Raw genomic sequence first — 13,818 nt, 5'->3', positions numbered from 1 at the left:
TAATGACGATCAAAAGACCGTCATTATTAAATTTAAAAGCTATTTAAGTATTTATTTTTTAATTGCTTTAATTGTCTGCTTGGAACCATCAGTCATGGTAAGTACCACCAAATACATTCCTGAATTCAGTTCTCGTAATTGAAGATCAGAGCTTGGCTTCTCAAATGTCTTAACTACTCTACCCGCAATATCAACCACAGAAATTGATTTCACATTCTTTACATCTGAGATATTTAAAACATCTGAGAATGGATTAGGATATGCTTTTATGCTGTTTTGAGTTAAAGAATTTTCTACTGTAGATAATGATGACTGAGTAACTGCAAAATTATCAACAAAGAAGTCATTATCTTCCAGATCATCTACTGCACCTTCCGTAGCGAAAATAGCAAATTTCATTTGATTGGTTCCGCCAGTTACAGTATATGTAAACTGAGTAGAAGTATTGGAGATCACTGTAGATGCATTCCATGTTTGAATAGCCGTCCAGGTTGATCCGTTGTCATTTGACATCAAAACTTGTATTACATCGTCAGAGCCAAGAGTTGAAGCATTTGTTGTATTCCATATTGTCATCCCATAATCAAATTTAAGATCATAAGAAGCTCCTGATAAATTGAAAGTAGGTGAAATCAACCAACCCGTTTTATTGTTAGAATATAAATTGATTTTAGCAGCTCCGGTTGTTCCATTATTAAGGAATCCGTCTTCTTCCCAATTACTGCTGTTACCGGTTGATCCGCCACTTACAGAACCTCCCGAAGCCTGCCCCCAACAAGAAGTAGTAATACTTGTGAAGTCATTTGTATAATTTGGCGTAATTGCCGCACATGCTGTAGTGAAGCTTCTCACAGAACAAGAGGTTGAGGTAACACCTGCTCCATAAGCATTAATGATATAAAAATACTCAACATTATTTGCCAAAGGAGCACTAAATGTATAAGAAGTAACATTACCTAGATCAACATTATTCAGAACATCCGAACCTCCTGATGTAGTTCCTACCGTTATTCTGTATCCTGTAGCTCCCGTCATAGCTGTCCAGCTGATCGTAGGAGTTAGCGGCGTATTGATAATACCATCTGCAGGACCTGTAACAACCGGACAGAACGATTCGGTTGTGAAAGTAGCAACAGATGACCATGCACTTTTATCTGTCGCAGTACATACTGAGCGTACCCACATATAATATGTGGTAGATGAAACTAATGATGTAAGACTTATGGCTGTACTGTTCGCAGTTCCTGTAGCAACCGTTGCTGAAGTAGGAGGCGTATTGGTTGTTGATAAATAATATTCGTATCCAATAGATGGCGCAGGAGTTGTAGCAGTAAAATTTGCTGTGGCAGTAAATGCTGTAACCGCTGTTACTGACAAACCAGTTGGCTCAATACAAGACGGATTAACCTCTACAAGAATGTCATCAACATACAAATTAAACATATTTGCATCCGAATAAACATTGAATCCAAAATAATACACACCGCTTGATGCAGGAGTAAATGTATAAAAATCTGTCACAGGATTTAAAACATCAATGATATTTGTGTAATCATGCAAAACATTCGTCTGTGCAGCAGATGTTGGTGCGCTACCGTAAGTAACTTTCATTTTTTCAGAATAACTGGCGCTGTTATTACCATACTTATATTTTATTCTATAAGTTGTACCGGCAACCAAATTTATCCCCTGAGTAAAAAACCACGAGTTGGCTGCTTCCTGATAATTATAGTAATAAGTTAGCGTATTATCAGTAAAACCATTTCCCGGATCATTAGCAATAACCCAATTATTACCTGCTCCGGCATTGGTAACAGCTGTACAAATCGGCATTGCCGGAGGTGTAGTGTTTTCAAAATTTAGCGAGTAAGGTACGTTTGCAGCAACACATGCAGTTACAAAGCAGGTACTGATCCATACACTCGCATCTGTTGCCGTACATTTTGACCGTACCCAGACACAATAATTACTACCCGGAGTAAGTGAAGTTATTGTAGCACTCGGTATAGAAGAATTCATATTTGGAACAGTAGCAGCATTTGGAACAACACCCGTATTGCTGTAGAAAATATCATATCCGGATGTAGGTACTGTAGATGGCGCCGTCCATGAGAGACTGATACTGGTCGCAGTTATATTTGAAGTAGTCAAAGCTGATGGTGCAATACAAGTAGGCGGCGCAGTCACAATAAGTTTATAATCATGCGCTTCTCCATAACCACTAGTATCGCAAGGTATTGGTGCCGTATTCCAACGGTCTGCAACTCTGAGCCTGTAAATACCTGCTGTAACTGCCGAAGGTAAAGTAATTGTACCATTTGTAGTCATAGTAGCACCACTTGATCCTGAACCAATAAGTTCTGTTGATTCATCAAAAGTACCGTCATTGTTAAAATCTGCCCAAATTTTCACATACTGACCTTCGTAAGCATGCGTTGCAGAAAAAGAATAAGTGACAGTCGGAGCAAGAGTAATAGTCTGTGTTGCATAATAATCACCGTAAGTTCCTGAAGAACATCCCGTACCAAGATGACTAAATCCTGCTGTAGAAATTGTAAAATCGTCTATCTGATCACCTCCACTACATCCACTTGTATAATCGGGTGTACAGTAGGTTTGTGCGCTAATGCCTATTACAGACAGGACAAACACCAAAAAGTAAGCTTTTTTCATTTAAATATATATTTTTTTTGAATTTATAACGAAATTTATAAAAAAACTATTGAATAACCAAAATAAAATTATTTTTATTATACGGATACTATTAAATAATATTAAAATTACATTACATCACAAACATCTAAATTACATTAGTGTGTACATAAAAAAGAGGTAGCCAAATGACTACCTCTATAATAAAATATTTCGAAAATATTATTTCTTAATTGCTTTGATAGTCTGCTTAGAACCATCATTCATATTAAGAACAACCATATACATTCCTGATTTCAATTCTCCTAACTGAAGAGCTGAACTTGGTTTTTCTATAGTTTTTACCAATCTTCCAGCAATATCAATAACCGATACAGATTTTACATTTTTCACATCTGAGATGTTTAATACATCAGCAAATGGATTTGGATAGGCTGTAAGGTTATTCTTAATCTTACCAGCTTCTGAAGTTGACAAACTTGCATCATAAGCTGAAATTTGGAAAGTACCGTTATTTGCAGAACTATAATTCCAAACACCTATTAGTAGAGTTTGACCTGGAGTAATTCCATTTGCAGCTGTTAAGTTTAAAAGTGAGAAGTTTCCGTCAGTAGAACTATCATCATCACAACCTACAGAAGTTAAAGTGCCACAAGAACCCGTATAAACACCTAAAACTGTATCTGTAACAGAAGATCCTACTACTGATTTAGTTTCGATAGTAATATTTCCACTTGCAGGTACAACTACTGAATACCAAGTATCAGCAAACCTTGTTGTTTGACAAGCTGTTGTAGCTGTAGTATCACTTGTAAGTGTAGCACCTATAGTAGTTCCGGTTACAGGATTTTGAGCAAATGCAGCACCTGGAGTTATTGATGTAGGAGCTGTACAATTGTCATTTGCTGGTGGTAGTGCTAAAGTTGTAAATGTTACTATAGTCGTCCAAGGAGATTGACTTGAACCACAATTTGATCTTACCCAAACATAATAAGTTGTTGCTGGAGTAAGTGGAGACAGAGGTGTTGTTGTTGCTGTAACACTTAATGTTGGTGTTGTTGTAGCCGTTGGAGCCGTATTAGTAGTGCTATAATAAATATTATATCCACTTGCAGGTACAGTTGAAGGTGCAGTCCAAGCTAAAGTAGCACTATTAGTAGTAATAGCTGACGCAACAACCGCTGTTGGCTCTAAACAAGCCGGAATCGGCTCAATACTAATATCATCAAAACGAACAGATCTATAAGTACCACCTCCTGCATGTCTTAGAGCTAAATACTGATTTGTTCCTGCAGGAATATTTACAGTATATTGAGTAAGTGTTGTTGTTAAATTTATTGGGCTACCAATAGCAACAAACGTACTTGCATCAGTAGGATCTGATAAAGTTCCAACTTCCATAGTATATGAACTTCCGCCAGCATTTGCAGAGAAACGAACTCTATTGTTTCCGTTTGTCAAATTTGTAGTCTGTGGAGACACTAACATTCCGCCTCCTGTACTTGCAGCATCACTATATATATAATAGCCATTAGGTGCAGATGTGAAAGCAGTCGTACTCACATATCCATATCCAGCCCATCCAGATGGCTCAAGATATCTCCAACAAGTAGGCGCATTGGTATTTGTAGAAGTTCCTACAGCAGTAGTATCAAAGTTTTCTGCATATGGAGCTGTAATCGCCGTACAAATTGTAGTAAAGTTTCGTTCTGTACAACTTGTAGAAGAAGTTGTAGCATTATAAGAAGTTACGGTATAATAATACTTAGTAGATGAATTTAATGGTGTAGCAAAAGAATACGTCAGTACATTTCCAACATCCTGATTATTTACAACATCTGTACCTCCTGTTGTTGTTCCAACTTTAATTTTATAACCAGTAGCTCCATTTATAGCAGCCCATGTGATCGAAGGAGACAATGGGACGTCTGTTGCATTTGCTATAGGAGCAGAAACAGCAGGACATGGTATATTTACAGTAGTGAATGATCTTTCCACGCAATTTACTGACGGAATAGTTCCATTGTAAGCAGTTACCTTATAAAAATATTGCTTATTATATTCAAGCGACGTCGAAAAAACAAAGCTAGTCACATTACCCAGATCTTGACTATTTATTACATCAGTTCCTCCGGCTGTTGTACCAACCGAAAGTTTATAACCTGTTGCATTACCTATTACTCCCCAAGTTATTGTCGGAGTGACAGAAACACCTGTTGCAGCGGCAGCTGGCGAAGTAACTGAAGGGCAGCTAGGAACAGGACTAGGAGTAAGACCAAGTAAAGTAACAACAGACTGTGTTGCAGATCTTGTACCAGTTTGTGTAATTGATACCGGATTAGGGTTTGTAGAGTCGCTTCTATAATACAAAGTCTTATTAGATCCATTTGAATACGTGTAAAAATGTTCTCCGCCGTCATCTCCAGATTTATTTTCATCTACAGCAATTACCAAATTATTTACGTTATCATAAGCAAATGGTGTTGAAAAAGTAATTTCCACAACTCCTGCGTTATTGGTTGCTACTCCACTAAAAACCTGTGTAAGTGAAGTTGTAGGAATCCAGTCGGTTGTGGAAGAGAAATTTGTTTTGTTTGTTAACCCTACGTAAACTACAACTTCATTTGAGTTAGTAATTACTTGTGATGCTCCCAAATAAAACTTGAGCCCCGTTATACTTCCTGCAGCATCTGCGTTTATATCGGTTTTTGTCAAGATCTGCTGAGTATAGCTGTAGCCATAATACGTACTCCAAGGTACAGTAGCAACTGACGTGGATACTCCCCCACTTGTAGTACCAGATCCCAAGGTGACCTGAGCAGAGATAAATGCACCTATAAATAAAAGGTACGTTAGTAAAATTTTCTTCATACTTAGTTAAATTAAAATTAGGGGGCGAAATTACTAAATATTTGTAATATACATTGAAAATTATCTTAAATTTTTATACAAATTTCAACAAATAATAAAATCTACTAAATATTTCCAAACAAACATTTGATTTTTTTAACTAATTTTTCAAAGAACAATTAATATATTTTAATCAAGAATTACTTAACCATATTAAATACCAGAAAATAATAATTTCCTTAAACATTGCCTAATTATAATAATTCAAAAAAATAGCGGCTATAAATAGCCGCTATTGATTAATATTTAAAAGTGCAATATTATTTTTTAATTGCCTTTATAGTTTGTCTAGAACCATCATTCATATTAAGAACAACTATGTACATTCCTGATTTCAATTCTCCTAACTGAAGAGTAGAACTTGGTTTTTCTATAGTTTTCACTATTCTTCCTGCAATATCCATTACTAAAATTGATTTCACATTAGCTACATCTGAAATATTTAATAAATCAGCAAATGGATTTGGATAAACTTTGATCTTTTCATTCACTTTTACCACTTCTGATGTCGATAAACTCGCATCGTAAGCTGAAATTTGAAAAGCACCATCAATTGCAGTTGAAAATCTCCAAACACTTATATACAAGGTAGCTCCTGGAGTTTGACCCGTTAATACCAATTTAGAAAAATTACCATTTCCATCATCATCGTTACAACCTAAAGATGTGGTTGATGTACAATCTGCAAACACAGATACAACCGTATCTAATAAAGGCGAACCTGTAACTGCATCTGTTTCAATTGTTAAATTACCTGAAGCAGGCACAATTACACTATACCATACATTTCCTCCAACATTTGTTGGTGTAGCTAAACAACTTGCTGTTAAAGCTGGTGTATTAGCAGAACTCACTGTTGTTCCTGTTATAGCATTCTGAACGAAAGTTGCTCCTGGAGTTAAACCAATTGCACCTGAACAATTATCATTTGCTGGCGGTGGTGGTGGTGTTCCTACACAGATATTAAAACTATTGCTATATCCTGCACCATTACTGTTATAGACTCTCACATAATAAGTTTGCCCTAATGTTAAACCAGTAGCAGTTGTAGAGGTTGAGGTACCACAAACAACACTTGTTAATGTTCCACACGCTCCACTAAATACTTGAGTATATAAACTTGTAGAAGATGTACTTCCCGTAGAAATTACATTTGATAAAGCAATAATATGCGATGCATTTGTTGCTACAAAAGAGTACCAAACATCATCATCTGCCGTTCCTGTACAAGGAGAAACCGCAACAGATGAATTCGTTGCACTAGATGTAGTTCCGGCAGTTGTAACACCACATAAAAGATCAGGATTCACAGTCAATGTAACAGCATTTGCACAGTTATCATTTGCCGGCGCAACTGGAGTAGTAACACAAATATTAAACGAATTGGCATAACCCGCTCCATTACTATTATAAACTCTTATATAGTAAGTATTACCAACCGTTAAACCTGTAAGCTGTGCGGGTGTAGCAGAAGATGTATCACAAATAATACTTGTTAATGACCCGCAAGTACCACCTAAAACCTGTAGGTATAGTGACGTTGAGGAAGTAACTCCTACAGATACAACATTTGTCAAAGCCACAGTATGCGTTGCAGAGGTAGCTACAAATGAATACCAAACATCATCATCTGCCGTTCCTGTACATGGAGAAACAGCAATGCCAGAATCCGTAGCAGATAAAGTAGTTCCGGCTACAGGATTAGCACATAAAGATCCGGTACTTACTGTTAAAGATGTCGCACCTGAACAATTATCATTTGCTGGCGGCGGCGGCGGTGTTCCTACACAAATATTAAAGCTAATATTTCTACCTCCTGCGTTAGATTCACCAAATGTAAACACTCTTATATAATAAGTCTGCCCAGCAGTTAAACCCGTTACCAGTGCAGCATTTGGATCTGAACAAAGTACACTAGCCTGAGAACCGCAAGCACCACTTAATACTTGAAAATATGCATCTGTAGTACTTGTAGTTCCTGTAGAAACAACATTTGTCAAGGTAACAACATGTGTTGCAGATGTAGCTACAAAGGAATACCAAACATCATCATCACCAACAGCCGTTGTACTACACGGAGACACCATAGTAATCCCCGAATTAGTTGCCCCTAAAGTATTTCCTGCTGTAGTTACCCCACAATTCATATCTGAATTCACAGTTAAGGTAGTAGCATTAGCACAATTATCATTAACAGGAGGACCTGCTACAGTAAATGAAGTTTCCGTACACCCTGAAGCTTCACCAAGTATATTGACAGGAGTAATTGTTACATAATATGTTGTAGAAGCCGTAAGATTTGAAAGAGCATACGAAGTTACATTACCAATATTAGTATTAGCAACAATATCAGCTCCACCCGGAGTTGTTCCAATTCTTAATTTATAGCTTGATGCTGCACCAGCCCCTGAAACTGCATTCCATGTCAAAGTCGGAGAGTAAGGAACGTTTATCGCTCCTGCAGTAGGGAAAGTCAGCGTAGTACAACTCGGAGCGGAGGTCGGAGGCACATCAAATGCAATATGAGGTCTTCTGTAATCTGATGAAGTAAGAGTAGCTCCAAACGCTGAAGTTGTTGTTACATATTTTGTTGTATTGCTATTACTTGTATTTACACATGGGGAAGAATATTCATATTCCCAGTTAATTGTTGCAGCTTGCGCTGTAGTTTGGCTGTATTCTGTAAATACGGCAAGATTACTTCCTGAGGTATAAGGAAAGTTGACCGAATGAACAAATTGTTTAAAACCAGCAGAGTTTCCTACAGCAGTTTGAGGATTAGAATCATACACCAATGTTGCCCCGGTAATTGCAGTAGCCCAATCTAACGCTCCTGACCCAAAATCAGTAGCAGTGGTATTCATCAAATAGATTTTGAAATTAGCATCAGCATTTAGGGTTCCTGATGCAGTATACCTTTTCAAATACGTTGATGTAATTGAATTATTAGCTATAGCCGTTAATTGTGATGCCGGAATAATAAAAGCTCCACGACTCTTAGAATTTAATGTCGCATTACTATTTGGCGCTCCATAGCTGTTCGTCCCAATTGTTCCGTTACAAACCGGAACAGTGTAGGCTTGTCCCCAATACTTTTGATAAGTTAATAAACTCATTAAAAGTAGAAAGAATAGATTTAATTTTTTCATACTTAGTTCAATTAAAATTAGGGAGTTAAATTACTAAATATTTGAAATATCTATCAAAAATTATCCTAATTTTTTATCTAAAACACATAAATACTAAAAAACAATTAAATATAATTTAAACATCCATTTAATTACTTACTAGAATTAAATTTACAATATATTGATTTCCAACACATTAATTTGATACAAAAAAAATCAACAACAATGGATTTATCCATGTAAGATTGTAATTTATTATCATTATAAACAAAAAAAGCGACTAAAAAAGTCGCTTTTTGAAGAATTTTAGTCAACAATCAATTGAGATAAAACTCATATTTATTCAATAACTGAATTTCTTTAATCAAATCACCGTTTAAATCAACAGAATACTTCATCGATTGTAATTCAATATGAGAATCTTCTTCAGGGTTTTTAATGAAAAATTTAAACTTCTGATCACCTTTATTCTGATCAAGTACATTTCTGAAAAACTCAAGGTCTTCTTTTCTGAAATCCATAATATCCATTACCAAAGAAATACTTTTTGCAAACTTTTCAAATGCTTCCTGAAGTTCGATAACGTCGACAACATTTACGAAAACCCGACCATCTTTCACCTGTGCAAATTTTATTTTTAAAATAACGAAACGCTGTACTTCCAGTTTTTCTTTTAATCTCATATAATCACGGTCGCCCAATCGGAAAGAGTATGATCCTGAGTAATCTTCTAAGGTTAAAAATGCCACTTTCTCTCCACTTTTAAAACCATCTTTTACCACATATTCAGTAATCAGACCGGCAACGGTAAATTCTTTTCCGCCACCCCCATTTTCTCTTTCTTTCTGAAGGGTTTTCCAGTCTTTCTTTTTTTCTTCAAACAGTTCTGCAGGTTTATTCGCAAAAGCCTGCTCTTTATAAGCATCAACTTCATCAAGATTTAAAAACCCGAAATTACCTTTTGGCTCAGCTTTTTTAACAGCTTCTTCAATAATTTCCTCTTCTCCGGCGACAATATCGTCAGAAACGATTTCTGTAATATCTGCCGTTTCATCTTTGTCATCAACTTCCAGAATCGGAGCCTCATCAATCACTACTTTTACCTCATCTTCTTTTTCCAATACCGCTTTTTTTGACAGTTTACCCTGCATAAACTGATAATGATATTTGAATTCATCCAAAGGATGCGCAGAAAGATAGAAACCGATGATTTCTTTTTCTTTGTTTAATTTATGCATATTCGGCCATTCCGGGCAAGGTGCTAATTTTGGCTGCTCGATCTGAACCTCTTCGGCAAAGTCTGCGAAAAGAGAATTTTCCATCTCATTTTTACTTTCCTGAAAACTCTGTCCGTATCTGATGAGTCGTTCAAGATTCGTTCTTCCTGCCATATCAATATCAAAATACTGACCTCTGTGATACATATTAAATTCATCAAAAGCTCCTGCCAGAACCAAACTTTCAGCAACTCTCTTATTCATTTGGGAAGGTAAGATTCTTTCAAAAAAATCATAAATATTTTTAAATCTTCCGTTTAATCTTTCTTTCGTAATAGCTTCACTCGGTCCTTCCCCGATTCCTTTAATTGCTCCCAACCCAAAACGGATCTGACCTTTTTCATTTACCGAAAATTTATACTGAGATTCGTTCACATCGGGTCCTAAAACATCTACACCAATACTTTTACAATCCTCCATAAACATTGTGATCGAGTCGGTGTTGTTAATGTTATTACTCATCACACTCGCCATATATTCTGCAGGATAATTCGCCTTTAAATATGCAGTCTGATAAGCAATTAAAGCATAACAGGTGGAGTGAGATTTGTTGAAAGCATATTCTGCAAAGGCTTTCCAGTCGTTCCATATTTTTTCTAAAGGTCCTTCATCCAGATTATTTTTTCTTCCGCCTTCAATAAACTTTGGATACATTTTATTCAAAACCTCAATCTGCTTTTTACCCATCGCCTTTCTCAGCGTATCGGCTTCACCTTTCGTGAAATTGGCTAATTTTTGAGATAAAAGCATTACCTGCTCCTGGTAAACAGTAATTCCGTAGGTTTCTTTTAAGTATTCCTCAGTTTCGGGTAAATCGTAAACGATTTCTTCAATTCCGTGCTTTCTGTTGATAAAGTTTGGAATATATTTGATCGGACCGGGACGATACAATGCATTCATCGCAATAAGATCGGCAAAAACCGTTGGTTTCAGTTCTCGCATATATTTCTGCATTCCCGGACTTTCATACTGGAAAATTCCGACCGTTCTTCCTTCCTTAAATAACTGATATGTTTTTGCATCATCCAAAGGGATTGTATCCGGATCGATATCTATATGATGTCTTTGTTTAATTAATTTTAAAGCGTCTTTGATGATCGTCAATGTTCTAAGTCCCAAAAAGTCCATCTTCAACAGCCCCGCACTTTCCGCAACCGAGTTGTCGAACTGAGAAACTAAAATATCTGCATCTTTAGCCGCAATCGTCACAGGAACCAGATTACTCACATCTTCAGGCGTGATAATTACTCCACAAGCGTGAATCCCTGTATTTCTGATACAGCCTTCCATCTTTTTGGCACTTCCCAAAACATCATGCCGAGGATCATCGGGATTACCCAAAACAAACTTCATCTCGTCGACCAACATCTGATCTTCAGGTTTCAGCTTATCATATTTTGCTAAAGCTTTCGCAATATTCATTCCCGGACTTGGCGGAATCAATTTTGCAATATTGTTGGTATCGGGAATTGGCAAATCCAAAACTCTTCCCGCATCTTTAATCGCAGATTTCCCACCTAAAACCGAATAAGTAATAATCTGAGCTACCTGATTTTTACCGTATTTTTCAACCACCCATTTGATGATTTTATCACGACCTTCATCATCAAAATCAATATCAATATCGGGCATCGAAATCCTTTCCGGGTTTAGAAATCTCTCAAAAAGGAGATCATATTTAATGGGATCAACATTGGTAATTCCGGTGCAATAGGCAACCGCTGAACCAGCTGCAGAACCACGACCGGGACCCACCCAGACTCCCATTTTACGGGCTTCATTACAAAAATCCTGTACAATCAGAAAGTAACCGGGATAACCTGTATTAGCGACAACTTCAAGTTCAAAATCAAGACGTTCTTTGATTTCCGGGGTAATTCCGGTTTCAACATACCTCTTTTTCGCACCTTCATACGTCAGGTGTGTCAAATAAGCCATTTCACCGCGCTTTCCGCCATCAATCTCATCCTCTTCACAAATAAATTCTTCCGGTATTTCAAATTTCGGAAGCAGTACATCTCTTTTTAAAGTGTAAGGACTGAATTTTGCCGTAAATTCTTCATAGGCATCAAAAGCATCAGGATAATTCAGAAAAGCTTCCTTGATCTCATGCGAATTTTTAATATAATATTCTCCTGTTGCCAATCCCCTTCTCTTACCAAAACCTTTCCCCACAGGTGTTGTCAGCTTCTCACCATCTTTGATGCAGCTTACAATATCCTGAATATTAGAATCGTCTTTATCGGTGTAATAAGTTTGGTTTTGTGCTAAAATTTTAACTTGATATTTATCTGCAAAATGTAAGAGTACATCATTTAAATGCTCTTCTTCTGGAAGTTTATGATTCTGAATCTGAACATAAAAATCATCTTCAAAAGTATCTTTCCACCATCTGAAAAGTTCCTCTCCTTTCTGTTCTCCTGTATTTAAGATCGCATCGGGAATATCTCCGTTGATACCGGAGGTAAGAGCAATCAATCCTTCTTTATATTCAGCAATCAATTCACGGCTGATCCTCGGAACTCCGAAATAGAATCCTTTTAAAAACCCGATACTTGAAAGTTTTGCTAAATTTTTATATCCGTTAAAATCCTTCGCCAGCAAAACGACCTGCGTTCTTCTGTCCGGATCATCTTTTGTAAATTGCTTTTGCTCGTAACGGTCTGAAATAAAAAATTCACAGCCCACGACAGGAATCAAAGGTTCTGAAACAGGTTCGGTCTCGTTAAATTCCGTTCCGTTTTCTTCCGCTTCCTGTTTTTTTGCTAAATATTCTTTGTGTTTTTTTGAACGGTCAGAATTGGCAGATTCTACAGCAGAAACAAATTTGAAGGCCCCCATCATATTTCCGAGATCAACCATTCCGACGGCAGGGAAATTTTCTTCGGCAGCTTTTTTAATTAAATCATTAATGCTGGAAGTTGCCGTCAACGTTGAAAAAACACTTTTATTGTCGAAATTGAAGTATCGTCCTAGATCAATATCATCAATGCTTCCTACATCAGATTGTTTTTTCTTGTTATTAAAATCTGCAACCTGCCTTCTGATAACGATCTCAAAAGGTTTGATCGGATTGGGATGAAGCGTTTTAAAATACGCCAATTGATCCTCAGAAGTTTTCAAAACCTCAGCAGGAATAATTCCGATACGCATCATTTCAAAAAAAACCTGAGCCGTGGCATTCACGTCGGCTGCAGCGTTGTGCGCTTCATCAAACTTGTGACCGTACAATTTTTCATACAATTCTTCCAGTTTCGGAGATTTGTATTTCCCTCCTCTTCCACCTCCGAGCTGACAATAATCTGTTCCCAGAATCATGGTATCTGCTTTCGGCTTTTCCTGAAGATTATCTTTGATGTTTTTCCTGAAAAATTCTGCACCGACAATGTTGTAATCGAACTCAACATTGTGCCCGGAGACAACTCGTACTCTTTTGAGAACTTCAGCAAATTCCTCTAAAATTTCCTGAAGATCACGCCCCTCTTCGTTGGCTATTTTTGTAGTAATTCCGTGAATTCTTGCGGCGTTGAATGGTATATCATAACCTTCCGGCTTAATTATATAATCCTGGTTTTCAAGCAAGACACCATCATCATCATGCAGTTGCCATGCAATCTGAACCATTCTTGGCCAGTTGTCTGAATCTGAAAGCGGTGCGTTGAAATTTTTCGGTAAACCTGTGGTTTCTGTGTCAAAAACTAAATACATAAATTATCTCTGACTTTTATTTAAAAAAGAATGTAAAGTTAATGTATTTTTTGGTTTTTATAGCAATTTTGGGTAACCCTTCCAGCGTTTAAAACGCTGGAAGGGTTGTATTAAATACTGTTTCAGAAAAAAGTATTGGAAAA

The 13,818-nt window shown here is 36.9% G+C and carries 4 protein-coding genes; all 4 read right to left on the bottom strand.

All coding sequences use genetic code 11. The features are described 5' to 3' along the window. Window positions 1–51: 51 nt before the first annotated feature. A complete protein-coding gene (locus tag AC4FQ5_RS01030) occupies window positions 52–2,673 on the bottom strand; it encodes a GEVED domain-containing protein (RefSeq protein ID WP_491140640.1) in 2,622 nt (873 codons plus the stop codon). A gap of 201 nt (window positions 2,674–2,874) precedes the next feature. Beyond that, window positions 2,875–5,523: a fibronectin type III domain-containing protein gene (locus AC4FQ5_RS01025; protein ID WP_491140639.1), complete on the bottom strand. Its 2,649-nt coding sequence runs from the start codon at window positions 5,521–5,523 to the stop codon at window positions 2,875–2,877. Window positions 5,524–5,822: 299 nt separating this feature from the next. Then, window positions 5,823–8,711 (bottom strand): T9SS type A sorting domain-containing protein, encoded by a 2,889-nt coding sequence (locus tag AC4FQ5_RS01020; RefSeq protein ID WP_491140638.1) that lies wholly within the window; start codon window positions 8,709–8,711, stop codon window positions 5,823–5,825. 296 nt (window positions 8,712–9,007) lie between these two features. After that, window positions 9,008–13,675, bottom strand: a complete 4,668-nt coding sequence (gene dnaE / locus AC4FQ5_RS01015; protein ID WP_491140637.1) for a DNA polymerase III subunit alpha — start codon at window positions 13,673–13,675, stop codon at window positions 9,008–9,010. Window positions 13,676–13,818: the final 143 nt, after the last annotated feature.

The organism is Chryseobacterium sp. DT-167 (assembly GCF_058310155.1).
This window is presented reverse-complemented; position numbering and strand designations above follow the sequence as displayed.